The organism is Streptomyces sp. NBC_01390, assembly GCF_045040105.1.
Classification (GTDB): Bacteria; Actinomycetota; Actinomycetes; order Streptomycetales; family Streptomycetaceae; genus Streptomyces.
Genome location: NZ_CP109551.1, coordinates 4,340,346 through 4,362,713 on the forward strand (window position 1 = coordinate 4,340,346; position 22,368 = coordinate 4,362,713).

The 22,368-nt window shown below is 69.3% G+C and carries 16 protein-coding genes; 3 read left to right on the forward strand and 13 right to left on the reverse strand.

Annotation, left to right across the window (positions count from 1 at the left end; all coding sequences use genetic code 11):
- Positions 1-31: 31 nt before the first annotated feature.
- The gene (locus tag OG241_RS19335; protein WP_405826309.1) at positions 32-1,246 is read right to left on the reverse strand and encodes a hypothetical protein; all 1,215 of its coding nucleotides are present in this window, start codon (positions 1,244-1,246) and stop codon (positions 32-34) included.
- 111 nt (positions 1,247-1,357) lie between these two features.
- Between OG241_RS19335 and OG241_RS19340 the strand changes: the two genes are divergently transcribed.
- Positions 1,358-2,761 carry a serine hydrolase domain-containing protein gene (locus OG241_RS19340; RefSeq protein WP_405816786.1) on the forward strand — a complete coding sequence of 468 codons (1,404 nt, stop codon included), beginning with the start codon at positions 1,358-1,360 and terminating at the stop codon, positions 2,759-2,761.
- 191 nt (positions 2,762-2,952) lie between these two features.
- Positions 2,953-3,816 carry a hypothetical protein gene (locus tag OG241_RS19345; RefSeq protein WP_405816788.1) on the forward strand — a complete coding sequence of 288 codons (864 nt, stop codon included), beginning with the start codon at positions 2,953-2,955 and terminating at the stop codon, positions 3,814-3,816.
- A 58-nt stretch (positions 3,817-3,874) separates the two neighbouring features.
- Here the strand turns inward: OG241_RS19345 and OG241_RS19350 are convergent, their stop codons facing one another.
- The gene (locus OG241_RS19350; RefSeq protein ID WP_405816789.1) at positions 3,875-5,371 is read right to left on the reverse strand and encodes a glycosyltransferase family 39 protein; all 1,497 of its coding nucleotides are present in this window, start codon (positions 5,369-5,371) and stop codon (positions 3,875-3,877) included.
- Between the two features lie 111 nt (positions 5,372-5,482).
- On the opposite strand from OG241_RS19350, the gene OG241_RS19355 reads away from it, so the two are divergent.
- Entirely contained in the window at positions 5,483-6,592 is a 1,110-nt protein-coding gene (locus OG241_RS19355; RefSeq protein ID WP_405816790.1) for a glycosyltransferase, read from the forward strand.
- Positions 6,593-6,642: 50 nt separating this feature from the next.
- Here the strand turns inward: OG241_RS19355 and OG241_RS19360 are convergent, their stop codons facing one another.
- The 11 genes from OG241_RS19360 to OG241_RS19410 form a co-directional block, all read right to left on the reverse strand.
- Positions 6,643-8,595, reverse strand: a complete 1,953-nt coding sequence (locus OG241_RS19360) for a TIGR03960 family B12-binding radical SAM protein (protein ID WP_405816792.1) — start codon at positions 8,593-8,595, stop codon at positions 6,643-6,645.
- A gap of 119 nt (positions 8,596-8,714) precedes the next feature.
- Positions 8,715-10,217 carry a CHAD domain-containing protein gene (locus tag OG241_RS19365; protein WP_405816794.1) on the reverse strand — a complete coding sequence of 501 codons (1,503 nt, stop codon included), beginning with the start codon at positions 10,215-10,217 and terminating at the stop codon, positions 8,715-8,717.
- A 201-nt stretch (positions 10,218-10,418) separates the two neighbouring features.
- Complete coding sequence (gene rodA, locus OG241_RS19370) at positions 10,419-11,618, reverse strand: rod shape-determining protein RodA (RefSeq protein WP_405816795.1); 1,200 nt, start codon at positions 11,616-11,618, stop codon at positions 10,419-10,421.
- A complete protein-coding gene (gene mrdA, locus OG241_RS19375) occupies positions 11,615-13,864 on the reverse strand; it encodes a penicillin-binding protein 2 (RefSeq protein WP_405816796.1) in 2,250 nt (749 codons plus the stop codon). The genes rodA and mrdA overlap by 4 nt, the downstream gene beginning before the upstream one ends.
- 107 nt (positions 13,865-13,971) lie before the next feature.
- The gene (gene mreD, locus OG241_RS19380) at positions 13,972-14,643 is read right to left on the reverse strand and encodes a rod shape-determining protein MreD (RefSeq protein ID WP_405816797.1); all 672 of its coding nucleotides are present in this window, start codon (positions 14,641-14,643) and stop codon (positions 13,972-13,974) included.
- A gap of 21 nt (positions 14,644-14,664) precedes the next feature.
- On the reverse strand, positions 14,665-15,603 hold the full coding sequence (gene mreC / locus OG241_RS19385) for a rod shape-determining protein MreC (protein WP_405816798.1): 939 nt from the start codon (positions 15,601-15,603) through the stop codon (positions 14,665-14,667).
- Between the two features lie 175 nt (positions 15,604-15,778).
- Positions 15,779-16,798: a rod shape-determining protein gene (locus OG241_RS19390; RefSeq protein ID WP_405816799.1), complete on the reverse strand. Its 1,020-nt coding sequence runs from the start codon at positions 16,796-16,798 to the stop codon at positions 15,779-15,781.
- 325 nt (positions 16,799-17,123) lie between these two features.
- The gene (gene ndk / locus OG241_RS19395; protein ID WP_366880135.1) at positions 17,124-17,537 is read right to left on the reverse strand and encodes a nucleoside-diphosphate kinase; all 414 of its coding nucleotides are present in this window, start codon (positions 17,535-17,537) and stop codon (positions 17,124-17,126) included.
- Positions 17,538-17,604: 67 nt separating this feature from the next.
- A complete protein-coding gene (locus tag OG241_RS19400) occupies positions 17,605-17,961 on the reverse strand; it encodes a DUF4233 domain-containing protein (RefSeq protein ID WP_405816800.1) in 357 nt (118 codons plus the stop codon).
- 6 nt (positions 17,962-17,967) lie between these two features.
- The gene (locus OG241_RS19405) at positions 17,968-19,446 is read right to left on the reverse strand and encodes a bifunctional folylpolyglutamate synthase/dihydrofolate synthase (protein ID WP_405816801.1); all 1,479 of its coding nucleotides are present in this window, start codon (positions 19,444-19,446) and stop codon (positions 17,968-17,970) included.
- Positions 19,447-19,665: 219 nt separating this feature from the next.
- Complete coding sequence (locus OG241_RS19410; RefSeq protein ID WP_405816802.1) at positions 19,666-22,290, reverse strand: valine--tRNA ligase; 2,625 nt, start codon at positions 22,288-22,290, stop codon at positions 19,666-19,668.
- Between the last annotated feature and the right edge of the window lie 78 nt (positions 22,291-22,368).

A 22,368-nucleotide genomic window follows, 5' to 3' on the forward strand; every position in this document is an offset into this window, starting at 1 on the left:
GGCCTTCGGGCTGTCGCTTGCCCAGTGTCGTTCAGTCCTTCGTGAGTGCGGTCGTACTGCTACCTAGAGTACGTCCGTCGGCGCTTCCTGGTTCCCGCCGGGGCGCGGGGACCGCCTGCGGGCGTTCCTCCTTCGACTCCCCGAAGAGCATCCGGCGGAAGTCGGCGCGTGCCTGCCGGGCCGAGTCGCGCGCCGTGGCCAGCGCCTGCCGGGTGACCCGGCCCACACTGCGCGCGGCCTCGGCGGCGGGCCGCAGAACGGCGTCCCGGACGAAGTGTCCGACGGGCGTCAGCACCACCTGGTAGGCCCAGCGCACGGGCTCCACGAAGATCCACCGAAGGAGGGTCCCCAGGAACCGTCCGACGGCGAGCGAGATGTGCCCGGCGATGCGCCAGGCATGTCCGAGCGCGGTCCCGACCTCGCGCCCGATCACGGCGAGGGCGCGCCCGAGAGGTGCCAGGACCCAGCGCCACAGGGCGAGCGCGGGCAGCACCAGGAGCAGCCGCAGCACCCAGTGGAGGACGAACCCGATCCCCATGAACCCCATGCTCACGAGCCACTGAAGCCCCTGGGCACACCAGGCGACGGCCCTGCCGACCGGCGTGAGGACCCACTCGTACAGCCACTTCGCGGGTACGACGACCAGGTACCGCGCGAGCCACGCGACGACGGCGTACAGGCCGAGCCCGACGGCGGCGATGCCCGCCCCGATCCCCCTGAGCGCCCACAGCAGCCCGTGTCCGCCGGGCGTGAGCACGCGCGCGTAGACCCACGCGAACCCTGCGCCGATCCCCCGGAACACCCACAGCACGCCGTGTCCCACAGGCGTGAGCACGCGTGCGTAGACCCATACGAGCCCGGCGCCGATCCCCCGGAGCACCCAGACGATCCCCTGCCCCAGAGGCGTCAGCACGTGCCGGAAGAGCCACACCAGCGGCAGGACGACGAGCACCTTCCCGAGCCAGCCGAGCGCCGTGCCCAGGGGCACGACGACGTACCGCCACAGCCCGACGAACGGCCAGATCAGGACGGCCCGCGCGACCCAGGCCAGCGCCCGCCCGAGGGGCCGCAGCACCGTGTCCGTGAGGAGGCGCCAGCCGGCGACCAGCGCGTCCCACACCATCCGTACCGGCACGACCAGCACAAGCACGACGATCCGCACAGGGAGGCGAATCGCAACGACGAGACACCCTTCGGGCTGCCGCTCGGGCCGCCGTGCCTCGGCGGCCGGTTTCTCCAGATCCATACCGACGTAGACGCGCCAACCCCCCGTCCGGATGCGGTGTATCCGAAAAGTGACCAGGACGAGGGACATCGGCCGTAAACATACGACTTTGGCCCCTGCCAGAATGCGTGGATGCCGAACGCACCGAGCGCGCTGAGCGGGTTGAACGGGCTGAACGGGTTGAACGGGCTGGCCGAGTACTGCGCTTCGACCATCGAGGAGCACCACTGCCCCTCGGTCTCGACGGCGGTCGTGGAGCACGGCGAAGTGGTTCTGGCCGAGGCCCACGGCCTCGCGGACATCGCCTCGGGCCGCCCGGCCACCCCCGAGACGGCCTACGCGCTCGCCTCGATCACCAAGCCGATGACGGCGACGGCGATCTGCGTCGCGGCCGACCAGGGCCTGCTGGACCTGGACGCCCCCGTCTCCGCGTTCACAGCGTGCGACCAGGGATGGCCTGCCCCGACCGCCCGCCATCTCCTTCGGCACCGAGGCGGGTTCGGCGCCCACTACGACTTCCACTACGGCGACCCCGGGGACGGCGAACGCATCGACGCGACCCCGTACGCCGTACCGCACCGCGCCCCGGACACCGCCTTCGAGTACGCCAACCTCGGCTACCGAGCCCTGGGCAACCTGCTGGAGGAGGCGACGGGCCAGAGCCTCGCGGACTTCGTACGGGAGCAGGTGTTCGAGCCGCTGGGTCTCGCCGCCCTCCACCTGGGCCCCACCTACCCCGGCCCTGCTCCCCGGGCGACGCGCTACACCCCCGACGGCCGCCCCTACCCGCCGTACTGCGACACCAGTCACCCCGGCGCGACCCTCGGCTGGGCCCCGGCCGCCCAACTGGCGCTCTTCGCCCAGTCGTACGACCGTCTGCTGAAACCGGAGACGGCGGCGGCCGTCCGCGAGGCCCGCCCGGTCAACCCGGGCCTCGGATACGGGCTCGGCTGGTGCCTGTCACGCGGTGCCGGCCCGCTGGTGCAGAGCCACGGTGGCGGCATGGGCGGAGTGGCGGCGATCGTCGTGACCGTGCCCGAACAGCGCCTGTCGGTGTCGGTACTGACCAACAGCACCGACAAGACAGCCCGCGACCGGATCACCCACCACATCCTCGCCACCCTCGTCCCCGGCTTCACCTCCGAGTCGATCTCCCCCTTCACCGCCGACCCGGCACGCCCCACGAACCTCCCGGCAACCGACTGGCGCGGCACGATCAGCACCCCCGAGGGAGACATCCCGGTGTCGCTGACGCTCTCCCCGGAGAACGACCGGGCCCGTCTGCACCTGAACGGCGAGAGTGCGGAAGCTCCGGCGAGCGCGTCGCAGACCTATGCCTTCCAGGCGGCTTTCCCTCTGCAACTCCCCACGGCGGACGCCCGGCTCAACAGCCCGTCCCTGTCACTCCACCTCCACCACGACAACGGCAGCCTCAGAGGCGTGGCACGGGCCCACAAGCCCGGTGGCGACACGGAAGGCCTGCTGGGCAACCTCCTCGCACACCCGTGCCGGCTCAGCGCCCACCCGGAAGGGTGACCGGGTGTACCCGTAGCCCATCCGAATGTACTGATTAGTCCTATGCGTTGATAAACACACGCCTTGCCGGACTTGTTACCGCTTTACGTATCGCACTCAGGTCAAGCTCGCGCTCAGGTTCGAGCCATCACCCGAACCGGTCGAAGCAGGTCAAGAACAGGTCAAGGCAAGTCGACGCAAGGAGCACATCCATGAGTCCTGAGTACAGGACGCGTTCACTTCTCGGGCCGCTGGCGCGGGACGGGTTCAAGAAGGCCGGAATGCTGGCCTCGCTCACCCTGGTCCTGGCGACCGGCGTGGTCGGCCCCGCCGCCGCGACAGCGCGCAGCGTGAGCGACCACGAGGCCACGACAAGGCTCTCCGGCGGAAACGACAAGTGTAAGAAGCAGGGCAAACCCCACAAGACGAACAAGAACGAGTGCAAGGGCGCCACCGGGGCGACCGGGCCGAAGGGCGCGACCGGCGCCACGGGCGCGACCGGGGCAACAGGTGCCACCGGGACGGGTGCGACCGGGGCAACGGGCTCGACCGGAGCCACGGGCGCGCCTGGCGCGACCGGCCCCTCCGACGGGGCAACCGGTGCAACAGGCGCGACGGGTGCCACCGGCGCCACGGGCGCCACGGGCGCGACCGGGGTGTGCGCCGACATCGACGCCTTCCACCCCCAGGGCAACCTGGAGTTCCGGGTCGCGCTGGCCGCCGGACGGACGTACGCGGGCATCCGCGACTACAGCGGGAACAACCCCAACCCCTCCTTCCTGTGGACGGACCTCACCACCCACCCCGGCTACCCGGCAGGCGGCACGGACGGACAGAACCGCCCGATCGGCACCCCGTGCGGGGTCGCCATCGCCGAGCACCAGACCTCACTCGGCGTCAGGTTCGACGTCATCACCGACACCGGTCGTGTCTACGAGACCCGGTGCAACGAGGTCAACAGCACCAACCCGGCGACGCTGAACTGCAACGACGCCAACGGCAATCCCTACCCCTGGAGCCAGGTGACGCTCCAGCCCGTCACCGGCGCCGCCAACGGCGGTGCCCCGGCGGGATGACCGGCCCCCGGTGACGCCCGGCCCGAGTTCCCTCCCCGCCCGGAGGGAACTCGGGCCGTCAACGTTCCCCCCTGCGTACGAGCAGGCTCACGGTCATCCCCGTCACCGACTCGCTCGAGGACATGTCGTACCGGCTTCGCAGCGCGTTCACCTGCTGCCGATCGATCGCGTCGAAGGGGAGGTCGGGCCCCTGGGTCACCAGCCAGAGCCGCCGCTCCCGGTCGAGGCAGAGATCCGGAACAGCGCACTGCAGCGGGTAGAGGTCATCGATCCCGACGGGGTCCTCGGCCAGGAACACGTCCCGCATCCTCAACGCGCGGGGCAGGTAGTACTGCACCCCGCTGTCCAGCTTCCACGTGTTCTCGCGGTCGTAGACGACGGCGTCTCCGGGCCGGTGGTGCTGCCTGATCACATCGGCCGCCGCCGCGTAGTCGAGAGGCACCGGCACATCGTGCTCGAACGGCTGCCGCAGCTGCTTCTGGTCGGGCAGCACGAGCACGACCAGCGCCGCCAGCAGCACGGCGGTGGCCTTCCGGGAACGGGAGACCGCGTCGAGGCCCGCGCCGGCCAGGAGAGCCCAGGCAGGCAGCGTGAACAGGACGTAGACGAGGCGGAAGTACGAGACCTCGCCGTGCGAGGCGAGCCAGACCAGGACGGGTGGCACAAGCGCCCAGACGCCGCACAGCAACAGGGGCACCCTGCGTGGCGAGCGGGCCAGCAGCGCGAGCGTGACCAACGCCCCGGCGCACAGGGTGGAGGCGAACACGTCACGCACAAGGGACAGCAGCGCCCAGCCGTCGGGTTCCGGAACCCAGTACAGCTGCCGTCGGGCCTGTGAACGGCCGAGCAGGGCGACCGGGGTGACACAGGCGGCGGTGGCCAGGAGGGCGAGGGCGGACTTCCACCACAGGGAGCGGTGCTGCCGCGCACGGGCCACGAACACACAGACATGGGCGAGCACGACGGACAGCGCGATCAGGTGGAGAAGTCCGACGAACGTCAGCGTGAGCGAGTACGCGGCCCATCGCCGGAAGCTGCGGGGATCGTCCAGCACCCGGAGCAGCAGCAGCGACGCGACAGCGACGGCGAGAACCACCAGAGCGTAGCTGCGGGCTTCCTGGCCATAACGGCTCACCGCCGGCACCAGCGCGAAGAGAATTCCGGCGCACATTCCCGCGCGGTATCCGAAGAGCCGGTTGCCGATGAGGCTCACCACGGACGCCGCTGCAGCCATGGACAATACGGTGGGGAGCCGCAGGGAAAAGACGGAATCACCGAAGATCCCCACCCACATGTGCATCAGCAGATAATACGCGCCGTGCACGGCGTCGACATTCTGGAGAGTGGCGAGGATCTGGCCGGTGCTCCGGTTCACCATGTCCCAGGTGACCAGCTCGTCGCGGCCGAGCAGAGGGTCCGTCATACCGTAGCCGACCAGGCCGACGGCAAGGACGAACGGCCACAGCCAGAGCCCCGGCCGACGGTTTCCGGGATCGGCCGTCTCAGCCGTCCGGGTTTCTTCGCGTGGAAGGGGAAGCGGCGCGGTGAATACCATGAAAATCTCCCATGCCATGCAGCAGGACTGCCCACTTATACCGGTGGCGGTTCTTGCACGGGGTTCTACAACTCACTAAATTCAAAAGTCATGAAAACGGTCTGCCTCAATATGATCGTCAAGAACGAGGCGCATGTGATTCGCCGCTGTCTCGAATCCGTGCGTCCCCTTGTCAACACCTGGGTGATCCTCGATACGGGCTCCACCGACGGCACCCAGGACGTCATCCGTGAAACTCTCGCCGACCTGCCCGGCGTGCTGCACGAGAGCCCCTGGAAGGGCTTCGACCTGAGCCGCACCGAGGCCATCGACCTCGCACGGGACCACGCGGACTACCTCCTCTTCATCGACGCGGACGACGTGATGGAGACCGGCCCCGGGTTCACGATGCCGGAACCGACCCACGACTGCTACGACTTCGAGGTGCGCCACGGCCCCGTCGTCCACTGGCGCCCGACGATGGTGTCGACCCGCCTCCCCTGGCGGTACGTCGGAGTACTGCACGAGTACCTGGAGTGCGGCACGGCCTTCAGCCGGGCGACCTTCGAGGGCGCGCGCATGGTCATCATGGGCGGCGGCGGACGCCTCCAGGGCAGCGAGCGGAAGAAGTACCTGCGCGACGCCGCCGTCCTCAAGGAAGGGCTCGCGAAAGAACCGGGCAACGCCCGCTACGCCTTCTACCTGGCCCAGAGCTGGCGCGACGCCGACGAACCCGCGAAGGCACTCGCCGCGTACGACCGGCGTGCGGCCATGGGCGGCTTCGAGGAGGAGGCGTTCTGCGCGCGCCTCTACGCGGCGCGGCTCGCATCGGCGACCAGACGCCGGATGCCCGAGGTCACGGCCCGGTTCCTGGACGCGCACGAGTACCGCCCCACCCGCGCCGAACCGCTCGGCGAGCTCGCACACCTGTACAGGGTGAACGGGGAGCGCTGGCCGCTCGCCTACATGTTCGCGCGACGCGCGGCGGAGATCCCGCGGCCGAACGACATCCTGTTCGTCGAGGACGGCTGGTACGACTGGCGGGCGCTGGACGAGCTGGCCGTGTCGTCGTACTGGATGGGCGAGTACCGCGAGTCACTGGAGTGCTGCGAAAAACTGCTGGACGGAACAGCGCTCCCCGAGGAGCACCGCCAACGAACCCTCGCGAACAGGGACTTCGCCCGCGCCAAACTGCGCAAGAACACCACCCCGGCCGCCAGGACCCACCACCTCACGACCTGACCCCCTGCCAGGCGCGGGGGCCTGCGCCCCCGACGCCTCACTCACGTCAGTCAGTGCACATGTCCGCCGGCCGCAGCGTCCTGCTTGACCGTCAGCGGCAGCAACTTCTTGCCCGTTGGTCCGATTTGAATACTAGTGTCCATCTGAGGACACACCCCACAGTCGAAGCACGGAGTCCACCGGCAGTCCTCGACCTCTGTCTCGTCGAGGGAGTCCTGCCAGTCCTCCCACAGCCAGTCCTTGTCGAGGCCCGAGTCGAGGTGGTCCCACGGGAGGACCTCCTCGTAGGTGCGCTCACGGGTCGTGTACCAGGCGACGTCGACGCCGAAGTCGGGCAGCGTCTTCTCCGCGCAGGCCATCCAGCGGTCGTACGAGAAGTGCTCGCGCCAGCCGTCGAAGCGGCCGCCGTCCTCGTACACCGCGCGGATGACCGCGCCGATGCGCCGGTCACCTCGGGACAGCAGGCCCTCGACGATGCCGGGCTTGCCGTCGTGGTAGCGGAAGCCGATCGAGCGGCCGTACTTCTTGTCGCCGCGGATCTTGTCCCGGAGCTTCGTCAGGCGCGCGTCCGTCTCCTCGGCGGAGAGCTGCGGGGCCCACTGGAACGGGGTGTGCGGCTTGGGTACGAAGCCGCCGATCGAGACCGTACAGCGGATGTCGTTCTGGCCGGAGACCCTGCGGCCCTCGGCGATCACGTTCGTCGCCATGTCGGCGATCTGGAGGACGTCCTCGTCGGTCTCCGTCGGCAGGCCGACCATGAAGTACAGCTTCACCTGGCGCCAGCCGTTGCCGTACGCCGTGGAGACGGTCCGGATGAGGTCCTCCTCGGACACCATCTTGTTGATGACCTTGCGCATGCGTTCCGAGCCGCCCTCGGGCGCGAAGGTCAGACCCGACCTGCGGCCGTTCCTGGTCAGCTCGTTGGCGAGGTCCACGTTGAAGGCGTCCACGCGGGTGGAGGGGAGCGACAGGCCGATCTTGTCGTCGGTGTAGCGGTCCGCGAGGCCCTTCGCGATGTCGCCGATCTCCGAGTGGTCCGCCGAGGACAGGGAGAGCAGGCCGACCTCCTCGAAGCCGGTCGCCTTCAGGCCCTTCTCGACCATCTCGCCGATGCCCGTGATGGAGCGTTCACGGACCGGGCGGGTGATCATGCCGGCCTGGCAGAAGCGGCAGCCGCGTGTGCAGCCGCGGAAGATCTCGACCGACATGCGCTCGTGGACGGTCTCCGCGAGCGGGACCAGGGGCTGCTTGGGATAGGGCCACTCGTCCAGGTCCATGACCGTGTGCTTGGACACCCGCCACGGGACACCCGACCTGTTGGGTACGACGCGGGCGATCCGACCGTCCGCCAGGTACTCGACGTCGTAGAACCCCGGGATGTAGACGCTGCCGGTCTTCGCGAGGCGGAGCAGGACCTCCTCGCGTCCGCCCGGACGGCCCTCCGCCTTCCAGGCGCGGATGATGTCCGTCATGTCGAGGACGGCCTGCTCGCCGTCGCCGATGATCACCGCGTCGATGAAGTCCGCGATCGGCTCGGGGTTGAAGGCCGCGTGGCCGCCGGCCAGCACGATCGGGTCGTCCAGGCCGCGGTCCTTGGACTCCAGCGGGATGCCCGCCAGGTCCAGGGCCGTCAGCATGTTCGTGTAGCCCAGCTCCGTGGAGAAGGACAGCCCGAACACGTCGAAGCCCTTCACGGGCCGGTGGCTGTCCACGGTGAACTGCGGGACGCCGTGCTCCCGCATCAGCGCCTCGAGGTCGGGCCAGACGCTGTACGTGCGCTCGGCGAGGACGCCCTCGCGTTCGTTCAGCACCTCGTAGAGGATCATGACGCCCTGGTTGGGCAGCCCGACCTCGTACGCGTCCGGGTACATGAGCGCCCAGCGGACGTCACAGTCCTCCCAGGGCTTGACCGTGGAGTTGAGCTCGCCGCCCACGTACTGGATCGGCTTCTGCACATGCGGGAGCAGGGCTTCGAGCTGCGGGAAAACCGACTCGGCAGACATCGCGGCGTTACCTTCGTGAGCTGACGGGGATGACCACCAAGCGTAACCCGCCCGGAGGACTCCCCCGCCCGCGTGAAAACCGGCGCCGAAGCGGGGCGAAACCGGTGTGAAACCGGGTGCTAGACCTCCATCGCGCCCCGAATTGCCCGCCACTCGCCGGGCAGCGCCTCCTCCACCCTCGTGGCCCGCCGCTCCTCGCGCCCGTACAGCAGCCCGTACGTGAAGGTGTTCTCCCCCGCCGCGTGCGCCACGGCGGACAGCTCGCCCAGCGTGGTGCGGACCATGACGCTGTCCTGGTGGTCGCCGAGCAGGCTCTGGAGGGACTTCATCGACTTGGTGAGCGCCTTGGCCGGACCGCCCAGGGCGGGGGTGGCCGCCTCGGCGGCGTAGCGGGTGCGCTTGGCCTTCTTGCGGGCCTCGTGCAGCCCGAGGTCGCGGTCGGCGCCGGGCGGCTGTTCCAGAGCCTCCTCGACCAGCGCGGACACCTTCGCGAAGTCCTTGCGTACGGCCTTGGCGAGCCCCTTGTCCGGCTTCTTCGCCGCCGCCTTGAGGACCGGCGGGTCGGCGACCACGGCGTCCAGGGTGTCGAGGAGCGTCAGATAGCGCGGGGAGTCCAGCACGCCGAGCAGTCGGCGCCGCGCTCCGCCGTGCTCGGCCCTGGACCAGGCGCCCAGCCGGTCCCGGACGGGCCCGTGGAGGAGAGTGGGGGCCAGTTCGTCGAGGGCCTCGCTCAGCCGTTCGGCCAGGACCTCCTGGTCTCGGCCGACGCCCAGTTCGCCGGCGAGCCACTTCAGCTCGTCACCGATCGGGTCGGTGACCTTCCGGTCGAGGATCTCGGGGAAGGACTTGAACGTGCTGCGCAGTCGGCGGGTGGCGACCCGCATGTCGTGCACCGCCTCCTCGGCGTCCTGGCGCACGGCCGGGTCGAGGTCGAGGACGGCGTCCCGCTGGGCGCGGACGTAGGCGAGGACGTGGTCGCCGGCGGTGACGGGTTCGGCGGGTTCGTCCTTCGGCCGGGGCTGCCCGCCCTTGGTCTCCGCCAGCGCCCGGGCCAGCTTCGACGTGGACTTCGAAGGCCGTACGCCCGACTTGCGCAGGCGTTTCTCCACCTTGTCCAGGAAGCGCTGGTCGTCGCCGTCGGCGAGCTCCACCTCGATCTCGGTCCACTGGGCGGTGCCCTCACCCCCGAACAGCCGCTCCGCCCGTACGGTGTCCACGCCGACCTCGGCGAGCCGGCGGCCGTCGGTGCCGACGAGGTCGCGCAGGTCGCGGGTGGAGCGCAGCCGCACGACCGGCACGAGCTGGCCCTCGCGGACTCGGGCGCGGACCAGGCCGGTCAGTTCGTCGGGGACGGTGTCGGAGAGCGGGACCTGGATCTCGTCCCGCACGCCTGGGGCGACCGGGAGTTTCAGGTGCCAGCCGGCGTCCGAGCCGCCGGTGCGGCGGCGCAGCGTGATCGAGGCCGCGGCCAGCCGCAGGTCCGAGGTGTCGTAGTAGGTCGCGTCGAGTTCGGCGGTGCCCTTGTCGAGGATGTCCGCGACCCCGGCGACGCCGGTCAGGTCGGGCAGTCCGCTGTCGTCGGATTCATACTTCCGCTCGATTTCCCGCTTTGTGTCCGCCATGAATCGAATCTAGTCACGATCCGGCGTCGACGGCAGCCCTCAAGGGTGCTTATTGGTCATCCGGGACACATTCCCCGTTCACCGGAACAACCCCCGCAGGTCATCCCGGTGCCCAACCGCGCCCCAGGCCAGGGGCGCGGGGAACTGCGCGACCAGCCCCCACCGGGCCCGCGGCCATAGAACCCCCCGTCCAGCGGAGCGCTACGCCGACATCGGCCGCTCCACCCTGATCGACTGCAACAGCCCCACCGCCACCCACACGGCGAACATCGACGATCCTCCGTACGACACGAAGGGCAGTGGCAGACCGGCGACCGGCATGATCCCCAGGGTCATCCCGATGTTCTCGAACGCCTGGAAGGCGAACCACGCGATGATGCCGGCGGCGACGATCGTGCCGTACAGCTCGGTCGTCTCGCGGGCGATGCGGCAGGCGCGCCACAGGACGACGCCCAGGAGCAGGATGATCAGGCCCGCGCCGACGAAGCCCAGTTCCTCCCCCGCGACCGTGAACACGAAGTCGGTCTGCTGCTCCGGGACGAACTGGCCCGTGGTCTGGGAGCCGTGGAACAGGCCGGTGCCGGTGAGGCCGCCGGAACCGATCGCGATGCGCGCCTGGTTGGTGTTGTAGCCGACGCCGGACGGGTCGAGTTCGGGGTTGGCGAAGGCGGCGAAGCGGTTGATCTGGTACTCGTCCAGGACGCCGAGCTGCCAGATCAGGACGGCGCCGAGGGCGCCCGTGCCGAGCAGGCCGAAGATCCAGCGGTTGGAGGCGCCGGAGGCGAGCAGCACGCCGAGCACGATGATGACCATGACCATGACCGACCCGAGGTCGGGCATCAGCATGACGACCATCATCGGTACGGCGGCCAGGCCCAGTGCCTGGAGGACCGTGCGGTGGTCGGGGTAGGGCTTGTCGCCCGCGTCGACCCGGGCGGCCAGGAGCATGGCCATGCCCAGGATGATCGTGATCTTCACGAACTCCGAGGGCTGGAGCGAGAAGCCGCCGCCGAACACGATCCACGCGTGGGCGCCGTTGACGGTCGCGCCGAGCGGGGTCAGCACCATGAGGATCAGGAGGACGGAGAGGCCGTACAGGATCGGCACCGCGGTGCGCAGGTTGCGGTGGCCGAGCCAGACCGTGCCGATCATCAGACAGAACCCGATGCCGGTGTTCATGAGGTGCCGGATCAGGAAGTAGTACTGGTCGCCCTGGTTGATCTCGGTGCGGTTGCGGGTCGCCGAGTAGACCAGGATCGCACCCATGAAGGACAGCGCGAGCGCGGACAGCAGTATCGGCCAGTCCAGCCTGCGGGCCAGCGAGTCGCGGGCCAGCAGACGGGACATGGACGAGCGTTCGGGGCCGTAGCCGGAGACGGAGAAGGTGTTCGCGCCGGTCATGTCGTCGTCCTTCGCGTACTGCGCTTACCGGGCCTGCGCCTGCGGTGGGCCCGGTTGGTGCCCGTCCGTTCGGTCGCGACGGTGGCCGGCGGGAGCTGGCCGCCCGCGAGGGCGAGCGTCTCCTCGGTGGCCTCCTTCGGCGGCACGTACGGCTTGATCTTCGGGGCGTCGATCGAGCCGTCCGCCTCGATCTTCGGGAGGCCCTTCTGCGGGGTGGGCAGCAGCGCCTTCCTGTTGTCGATCTTGCCGTCCGGGGAGACGCCGTACAGAGCCTCGTATATCTTGCGGACGGCCGGGCCGGAGGCTCCGGAGCCCGTACCACCCTGGGAGATCGTCATGACGATCGTGTAGTCCTTGGTGTACGTCGCGAACCACGAGGTGGTCTGCTTGCCGTAGACCTCGGCCGTACCCGTCTTGGCGTGCATCTGGATCTTGTCCTGCGGCCAGCCGCCGAACCGCCAGGCCGCCGAACCGCGGGTGACGACGCCCTCGAAGGCGGCGTTCATGTCCTTCAGCGTCGCCGGGGTGACCGGCAGTCTGCCGTGCGACCTGGGCGCGATCGCCTGCACGGACTTGCCGTCGGCGCTGACGATCGCCTTGCCGACGGTCGGGTCGTAGAGGGTGCCGCCGTTGGAGACCGCCGAGTAGATCGTCGCCATCTGTATCGGCGTGACGAGGATGTCGCCCTGTCCGATCGAGTAGTTGACGGAGTCACCGGCGCGCATCAGGTTGCCTTCGAGGCAGTTCTCGTACGCGATCTGCTGGGCGTACGAGCCGCCCTTCTTGCCGTACTTGCACCAGGAGGCCTTGTTGGCCTTCCAGTAGTCCTGCTTCCACTTGCGGTCGGGGACGCGGCCGGAGACCTCGTTGGGCAGGTCGATGCCGGTCACGGCGCCGAGGCCGAACTTGTGGGCGGTGGTGTAGAACCAGTTCTTCGCGGTCTTCTTCGGCTTGAGGCCGCCGTCCTTCACCCACTCCTGGTGGGCGAGACGGTAGAAGACGGTGTCGCAGGAGACCTCGATGGCGCGGCCGAGGCTGATCGGGCCGTACCCCTTGGACTCGTAGTTCTTGAAGACCTGGCCGCCGATGGAGTACGAGCTGGAGCAGTCGTAGTTTCCGTCGAAGGGGTAGCCGGCGTCGACGGCGGCCGCGGTGGAGATGGCCTTGAAGATCGAGCCGGGGGCCGCCTGGCCCTGGATCGCCCGGTTGAGCAGCGGGTAGTTGGAGTTCTTGCCGGTCAGCTTGGCGTAGTCCTTGGCGGAGATGCCGCCGACCCAGGCGTTCGGGTCGTAGGTCGGGTTGGACGCCATGGCGACGACCCGGCCCGTCTTGGCCTCCATGACGACGACCGCGCCCGCGTCGGCCTTGTAGTTCTCGCCGGTGTTGTCGTCGTGCTCCTTGCGGGCCAGCTTCATCGCGTTGTTCAGCTCGTACTCGGCGACCCGCTGGACGCGCGCGTCGATGCTGGTGACGAGGTTGGAGCCGGACTGGGCGGGGTCCGCCTCGGCGGTGCCGATGACGCGGCCGAGGTTGTCGACCTCGTAGCGGGTGACGCCGGCCTTGCCGCGCAGTTCCTTGTCGTACTCCCGCTCGAGGCCGGACCGGCCGACCTGGTCGGAGCGGAGGTAGGGCGAGTCGGTGTCCCGCGCCTTGGTGATCTCCTCGTCGGTGACCGGGGAGAGGTAGCCGAGGACCTGGGCGGTGTTGGACCCGCCGGGGCCCGCGTAGCGGCGCACGGCGGCGGGTTCGGCGGTGATGCCGGGGAAGTCCTCGGAGCGCTCGCGGATCTGGAGCGCCTGGCGGGCGGTGGCCTCGTCGGTGATGGGGATCGGCTGGTACGGCGAGCCGTTCCAGCAGGGCTGCGGCGTCTTGGCGTCACACAGCCGGACCTTGTCCTTGACCTCCTTGGGCTTCAGGCCCAGGACCCCGGCGAGCTTGGTGAGGACGGCGTCACCGTCGTCCTTCATCTTCAGCAGGTCGGTGCGGGAGGCGGAGACGACGAGACGCGTCTCGTTGTCCGCGATCGGCACCCCGCGCGCGTCGAGGATCGAGCCGCGTACGGCGGGCTGCACGACCTGCTGTACGTGGTTGCCGGACGCCTCCTTGGCGTAGGCGTCCCCCTCGCGGATCTGGAGGTACCACAGCCGGCCCCCGAGGGTGCCGAGGAGGGAGAGGACGAGGATCTGGATGACGACGAGACGGATCTGGACGCGTGGCGTCCGGCCGGTCTCGGGAATGTTGGTCACTGGTGCTGCCTCCGCCTCTCAGTGCGCGTGCGGGACGCGGACGTACGAGGCATACGAGTACACGAGCAAGCTGTGGGCGTGGGTGTCGGGGTTCGACTCGTGGGCGTTCACAGGCGCTTGACCCCCTTGATGCGGCCGGCGCGGGCGGCCTTCGAGCGGGCCGCCTTCACCTTGAGGCCGCCGCGCTGGCTGCCGATGCGCAGGCCGGTGCCGGAGGACAGCCAGCCGGAGGAGATGTCGGTCTTCTTGGCCGCGGAGTTGGCCTCGGCGAGCGGGTCGTTCTCCGCTCTGCGGGCCAGGAACATGATGCCGGGCACCACGAAGGGCGCCAGCAGCAGGTCGTACAGCGCCGCCGTGAACAGCAGGCTGGGGAGGCCGACATGGCGGGCCGCGGTGTCGCCGACGAGGGCGCCGACACCGGCGTAGAGGAGGGTCGTGCCGACGGCAGCGGCGACCACGACGGCCATCGGGCCGGTGGCCGACCTGAGCCGGCCGTTCTCGGGTTTGACGAGACCGGCCAGATAGCCGATGAGACACAGCACCAGGGCGTAGCGGCCGGCCGCGTGGTCGGCGGGCGGGGCGAGGTCGGCGAGGAGTCCGGCGCCGAAGCCGACGAGGGCGCCGCCGACATGGCCGTACACCAGGGCGAGGCCGAGGACGGTCAGCAGCAGCAGGTCGGGGACGGCGCCCGGGAGGTGGAGGCGGGCGAGGACACTCACCTGGATCACCATGGCGACGACCACCAGGGCGGTGGAGAGGAGCATCCGGTTGAAAGGCATGGGGGAGTTCAGCTCCTACTGCTATTGCTGGTACTGGCCGTCGGATGCGGACGGGGACGGTGTCACCGTCACGGTGACCGTCGGCGTGGGCGTCGGCTTCGGCTTGGCCGGGAGGACGGTGTCGCGCGGGTCGGTGCGCGGGGCCTCGACGACGACACCGACGATGTCGAGCTTGGTGAAGCCGACGAACGGCGTGACGTAGATCGTGCGGGTCAGGTCGCCGCCCGAGGGGTCGACCCGGGACACGAAGCCGACGGGTACGCCGGGCACGAACGGCTTGTCGGCCTGCGAGCCGAAGGTGACCAGCCGGTCGCCCTTGCTGACCTTGGCCTTGCCGTTGAGGAGCTGGACGCGCAGCGGCCGGTCGCCCTGCCCGGAGGCGAAGCCCAGTTCGTCGCTGCCCTCCATCCGCGTCCCCACGGTGAAGTCCGGGTCGTTGGCGAGCAGCACGGTCGAGGTGCCGGGGCCCACGGTGGTGACGCGGCCGACGAGTCCGTCGCCGTTGAGGACGGTCATGTCGCGCTTGACGCCGTCGCCCGCGCCGATGTCGATGGTGACCGTCCAGGAGAAGCCCTGGGCCGCTCCTATGGCGATGACCTCGGCGCCCTTGATGCCGTACTGGCCGGCGCCGGCCGTCTTCAGCATCCTGTTGAGCTGGCCGAGGCGGCTGCGGTTGCGGTCGTCGCTGCCGAGGCGGGCCTTGAGCGCCGCGTTCTCCTTCTCCAGCGTGGCGAGCCGGTCGTGGCGGTCACCGGAGTCGCGTACCGCCGAGACGGCATCGCCGACCGGGTCGACCACGGTGGCCACCCCGTCCTCGACCGGGCCGAAGACGGCTGCCGCGGCCTGCCGGGCACCGTCGACCGGTGAGTCCTCCCCACCGCGGATGTCCACCGTGATCAGCGCGAACGCGATGGCGATCAGCAGCACCAGGAGCAGCCGGCTCTCTCGTGTGTCCCTCACGTGCGGCGGCGTGCCTTCCTCAAGAGAGTTTTTTCGGGGCAGAAGAGTTGGGAAAGAAAGGAGTTAAAGAAGGGAGTTGAGCCAAGAAGAGTTGTTTGTGGGAGCTTATGCCTCTATACCAACGATCCGCCGCACGAGAGGGGATCATCTCGTACGGCGGAATCGAAGAGTTACGTCATCTGCGCGGCGAGGCGTCCAGCACCTGCTGGAGCGCCTCGAACTCCTCCACGCACTTGCCGGAGCCGAGCGCCACGCTGTCCAGCGGGTCCTCGGCGATGTGGATGGGCATGCCGGTCTCACGGCGCAGCCGTTCGTCGAGTCCGCGGAGCAGGGCCCCGCCACCGGTCAGAACGATTCCGCGGTCCATGATGTCGCCGGACAGCTCGGGCGGGCACTTGTCGAGGGTGGTCTTCACGGCGTCGACGATCGCGTTGACGGGTTCTTCGATCGCCTTGCGCACTTCGGCCGCGGAGATCACGACGGTCTTGGGCAGGCCGGAGACAAGGTCCCGGCCTCGGATTTCGGTGTGTTCGTCATTGTCGAGGTCGTACGCCGAACCGATCGTGATCTTGATCTGTTCGGCAGTCCGCTCACCCAGCAGGAGCGAGTACTCCTTCTTGATGTGCTGGATGATCGAGCTGTCCAGCTCGTCACCAGCGACACGGATGGACTGGGCGGTGACGATGCCGCCGAGGGAGATGACCGCGACCTCCGTGGTGCCGCCGCCGATGTCCACCACCATGTTGCCCGTGGCCTCGTGGACCGGCAGGCCGGAGCCGATGGCCGCGGCCATGGGCTCCTCGATGATGTGCACCTGGCGCGCGCCGGCCTGGGACGAGGCCTCGATGACGGCGCGGCGCTCGACGCCCGTGATGCCCGAGGGCACACAGACGACGACACGGGGACGGGCGAGATACCGCCGCTTGTGAATCTTCAGAATGAAGTAGCGGAGCATCCGCTCGGTGATCTCGAAGTCGGCGATGACGCCGTCCTTGAGCGGGCGCACGGCAACGATGTTGCCGGGCGTCCGACCGATCATCTTCTTCGCTTCCGATCCGACCGCGAGAATGCCACCGGTGTTGGTGTTGATCGCGACGACGGACGGCTCGTTGAGTACGATCCCGCGACCCCTGACGTACACCAGCGTGTTGGCGGTCCCGAGGTCGACAGCCATGTCACGGCCGATGAACGACATTGAGTTCCCCATCAGGATTCGACTGGCCTTCCCAAGTGAAGCGTGTGATGGCTCTGGTTCGGGACGGCGAAGTGGGTGCGGTGACGAACAGGCTTGCAAGGCTTACATCGTAGTCGCGCCTGCACGAACACCACGCGAGGGTCTTCGCCATTGTCAGCATGCGATGTGCCGTCTCGCTTCTGGAGACGAGCGTTCGGGGGTAGGCGTTCCCCCGATCGGCGCGCATATGCCGCAGGACGACCGGTTTTCCGCGGCCGTCCCAGGTCAGCATCGGTCGACATCCGGGTGAGGTGACGATCCCTCAGCCGGTGATCGGGACGACGGCTCAGTCGCGGCCGGGGAAGAAGATCTTCAGCTCGCGCTCGGCGGACTCCTCGGAGTCGGAGGCGTGGATGAGGTTCTCGCGCACGATCACGCCGTAGTCGCCGCGGATGGAACCGGGGGCGGCGGCGATCGGGTCGGTGGGTCCGGCGAGCGCGCGGACACCCTCGATGACCCGCTCGCCCTCGACGACGAGCGCGACGACGGGGCCGGAGGCCATGAACTCGACGAGCGGCTCGTAGAAGACCTTGCCCTTGTGCTCGCCGTAGTGCTGCTCCAGCGTGTCCTGGTCCAGCGTACGCAGCTCCAGCGCGGTGATCCGCCAGCCGGCCTTGCGCTCGATCCGGCCGATGATCTCGCCGGTCAGGCCGCGACGGACGGCGTCGGGCTTGAGCAGGACGAGGGTGCGCTGAGTCACGAGGGTGGCTCCATTCGGGTCACGTGTGTGCGGTGGTCAGAGGCTACAGGGCCGGTCCGGGCGGGTGTCACGCAGCGTCAGGACTGGTCCCCGCGGCCTGCGCCGCGAAGCGGGCCTTCGCCTCGTCGATCTTCCGGCCGTAGTGCACGGACGCCCACCACAGCGCGGCGAACATCGCGCCCATGAAGAACATGGTCGGCATGATGAAGCCGGACGCGATGAGCGCGATCTGCAGGGCCCAGCCGAGCTGCACCCCGCCGGGCCGGGTGATCACACCGCAGAGCAGCACGCACAGCAGCATGGCGATGCCGCTGACCGTCCACACCGTCGACATGGACAGGTCGGGGTCCTTCATGGCGACGAGACCGGCGAAGCCGATCAGGAAGACCTCGCCGATCAGGGTCGAAGCGCAGAGCGTACGCACGGAAGGTCAGCCCCTTCCCAGAAGCAGTCGGGCCTCGCCGACGGTGATGACGGAGCCGGTGACGAGCACACCGCCGCCCGAGAACTCCCCGTCCTCCTCGGCGAGGGTGATGGCGGCCTCCAGGGCGTCGTCGAGCCGCGGCTCGACCTGGACCCGGTCGTCGCCGAAGACCTCGACGGCGACGGCGGCCAGTTCGTCGGCGCCCATGGCGCGATGGCTGGTGTTCTGGGTGATCACGACCTCGGCGAAGACCGGCTCGAAGGCCTCGAGGACCCCGCGCACGTTCTTGTCGCCGCTCGCCCCGACCACCCCGATGAGCCGGCTGAAGTCGAAGGCCTCGCCCACGGCCTCGGCCGTGGCCCGGGCGCCCGCCGGGTTGTGCGCGGCGTCGAGTACGACGGTGGGAGAGCGCCGTACGATCTCCAGCCGCCCCGGGGACGTCACCGCGGCGAACGCCTTGCGCACGGTGTCGACGTCCAGGGGCTCGGGCCGCTGGGTGCCCACGCCGAAGAACGCCTCGACGGCGGCGAGGGCGACGGCCGCGTTGTGGGCCTGGTAGCCGCCGTGCAGGGGCAGGAAGATCTCCTCGTACTCCCCGCCGAGCCCGCGCAGCGTCAGCATCTGCCCGCCGACGGCGACCTGCCTGCTGACGACGCCGAACTCCAGCCCTTCCCTGGCCACCGTGGCGTCCACCTCGACGGCCTTCTTCAGCAGCACCTGGGCCGCGTCGACGGGCTGCTGGGCGAGGATGACGGTCGCGTCCTGCTTGATGATCCCGCCCTTCTCGACGGCGATCTCACCAGGGGTCTCGCCGAGCCGGTCGGTGTGGTCGAGGTCGATGGGCGTCACGACGGCCACGTCACCGTCGATGACGTTGGTGGCGTCCCAGCTGCCCCCCATCCCGACCTCGACGACGGCGACATCGACCGGGGCGTCCGCGAAGGCGGCGTACGCCATGCCGGTCAGGACCTCGAAGAAGGAGAGCCGGTAGTCCTGCTGGGCGTCGACCATCTCGACGTACGCCTTGATGTCGTCGTACGTCTCGACGAACCGCTCGGCGGAGATCGGCGCCCCGTCGAGAGTGATCCGCTCGGTGATCGACTGGACGTGGGGCGAGGTGTACCGCCCGGTGCGCAGGTCGAAGGCGCCGAGGAGGGTCTCGATCATGCGGGCGGTGGAGGTCTTGCCGTTGGTGCCGGTGATGTGGATCGAGGGGTACGCGCGCTGCGGCTCCCCGAGGACGTCCATCAGCGCGGCGATACGGCTGACGGACGGCTCCAGCTTGGTCTCGCCCCAGCGGGTGGCGAGGTCCGCCTCGACCGCGCGGAGGGCCTTGTCGACCTCGGGGTCCCGGGGCCGGCCCGGCAGATCCCCGTCCGGGGCTCCGCCCTGGGTGCGCAGGGTACGGCTGCCGGCCTCGATCACCGCGAGGTCGGGGTCTCGGTCGGTCTCGGTCGCGACGATCTCGTCGAAGGGGTCACTCACGGGTCCAGTCTACGGAGCAGCCTCGCCCCCGCCGCCCCTACCCGTCCCATCCCTGGGGGCTGCGCCCCCAGACCCCCGCTACGGCCCTGAAGGGGCCTCGTCCTCAAACGCCGGACGGGCTGAAAATCAGCCCCTCCGGCGTTTGAGGAGCGGGGGTTCGGGGGTAGCGCCCCCGAGGATGGGACGGGTAGGGGCGGCGGGGGCGAGAAAACCGGCCGGCTACGCCTGCGGCAAGCCGTCCAGCTGGGTCTGGATGCGGGTGATGTCCTCGTCCGCCTTGGTGAGGCGGCCTCGGATCTTGTCCACGACGTTGTCCGGGGCCTTCGCCAGGAACGCCTCGTTGCCGAGCTTGGCCAGCGCCTGGGCCTTCTCCTTCTCCGCGGCGGCGAGATCCTTCGCCAGCCGCTTCCGCTCCGCGGCGACGTCGATCGTGCCGGAGAGGTCGAGGGCGACCGTGGCACCGGCGACCGGGAGGGTCGCGGTGGCGTGGAAGCCGTCCTCCTCCGGCTGAAGGCGGAGCAGCTGGCGGATGGCCGCCTCGTGCGCGGCCAGGGCCGTGCCGTCGAGGGTGAGGCGGGCCGGGACCTTCTGGCCGTCCTGCAGTCCCTGCTCCTTACGGAAGCGGCGGACCTCGGTGACGACGGCCTGGACGGTACCGATCTCGGCCTCGGCGGCCTCGTCGCGGAAGCCACTGTCCTTGGGCCACTCGGCGATGACGAGGGACTCGCGGCCGGTCAGTGTCGTCCACAGCGTCTCGGTGACGAAGGGGACGACCGGGTGGAGCAGCCGCAGCATGACGTCGATGACCTCGCCGAGGACCCGGCCGGAGACCTTTGCCTGCTCGCCGCCCGCGAAGAAGGTCGTCTTCGACAGTTCCACGTACCAGTCGAAAACCTCGTCCCACGCGAAGTGGTACAGCGCGTCACTGAGCTTCGCGAACTGGAAGTCGTCGTAGTACGCGTCGACCTGCGCGACCGTCTTGTTCAGGCGGGAGAGGATCCAGCGGTCGGTCGCGGTCAGTCGCTCGGCGGCCGGGAGATCGCCCTCGATGGTCGCGCCGTTCATCAGGGCGAAGCGCGTGGCGTTCCAGATCTTGTTGGCGAACTTGCTGGACGCCTGGACCCAGTCCTCGCCGATCGGGACGTCGGTGCCGGGGTTGGCGCCCTTGGCCAGGGTGAAGCGGACGGCGTCGGAGCCGTACTTGTCCATCCAGTCGAGCGGGTCGACGACGTTGCCGAAGGACTTCGACATCTTCTTGCCGCGCTCGTCGCGGACCAGGCCGGTCAGCGCGATGGTCTTGAAGGGAGCCTCGCCGTCCATGGCGTACAGGCCGAACATCATCATCCGGGCGACCCAGAAGAAGATGATGTCGTGGCCGGTCAGCAGGACGTCGGTCGAGTAGAACTTCTCCAGGTCCGGGGTCTGTTCGGGCCAGCCGAGGGTGGAGAACGGCCACAGGCCGGAGGAGAACCAGGTGTCGAGGACATCGGTGTCCTGGGTCCAGCCCTCGCCGGTCGGCGTCTCGTCGTCCGGGCCGACGCAGACGACCTCGCCGTCCGGGCCGTACCAGACCGGGATGCGGTGCCCCCACCACAACTGGCGTGAGATGCACCAGTCGTTGAGGTTGTCGACCCAGTCGAAGTAGCGCTTGGACATCTCCTCGGGGTGGATCGAGACCCGGCCGTCGCGGACCGCGTCACCGGCGGCCTTGGCGAGCGTCTCGACCTTGACCCACCACTGGAGGGACAGACGCGGCTCGATGGTGGTGGAGCAACGGGAGCAGTGCCCGACCGAGTGCGTGTACGGGCGCTTCTCGGCGACGATCCGGCCCTGTCCGCGCAGGGCGCCGACGACGGCGGAGCGCGCCTCGAAGCGGTCCAGGCCGAGGAAGGGGCCGTGGACGGTGATGACACCGTGCTCGTCCATGATCGTCATGTTGGGCAGGTTGTGGCGCTGCCCGATGGCGAAGTCGTTCGGGTCGTGGGCCGGCGTCACCTTGACCGCGCCGGTGCCGAACTCCGGGTCGACATGCGTGTCGGCGACGACGGGGATGGTGCGGTCCGTCAGCGGCAGTTTGATCTGCTTGCCGACGAGGTGCTTGTAGCGCTCGTCGTCGGGGTGGACGGCGACGGCGGTGTCACCGAGCATCGTCTCGGCGCGGGTGGTGGCGACGACCAGGCTGTCCTCGCCCTCGCCGTACCGGATCGAAACGAGCTCGCCCGCGTCGTCCTGATACTCCACCTCGATGTCCGAGATGGCCGTCAGACAGCGCGGACACCAGTTGATGATGCGCTCGGCGCGGTAGATCAGCTCGTCGTCGAAGAGCCGCTTGAAGATCGTCTGGACGGCCTTGGACAGCCCCTCGTCCATGGTGAAGCGCTCGCGCGACCAGTCGACGCCGTCGCCGAGGCGTCGCATCTGGCCCAGGATCCGGCCGCCGTACTCCTCCTTCCACTGCCAGACCCGCTCGACGAACTCCTCGCGCCCGAGGTCGTGGCGCGACTTGCCCTCCTCGGCAAGCTGCTGCTCGACCTTGTTCTGGGTGGCGATGCCGGCGTGGTCCATGCCGGGGAGCCAGAGCGACTCGTAGCCCTGCATGCGCTTGCGGCGGGTCAGGGCGTCCATGAGCGTGTGCTGGAAGGCGTGGCCCAGGTGGAGGGAGCCCGTGACGTTCGGCGGCGGGATGACGATGGTATAGGCGGGCTTGTCGCTCTTCGCGTCGGCGGCGAAGTATCCCCGGTCCACCCAGCGCTCGTACAGCTTCCCCTCTACCTCGGCCGGCGCGTACTGGGTCGGCAGTTCGGTGATGGGCGCTGTTGGCTGCTGCTGAGCGTTCTCGGTCACCCGGTCAGTTTAGAGGCGTCACCACCGTGTCCCGAAACACGTTTCTTTCGTAACGGTGGCACACGCGGGGCAACTCGG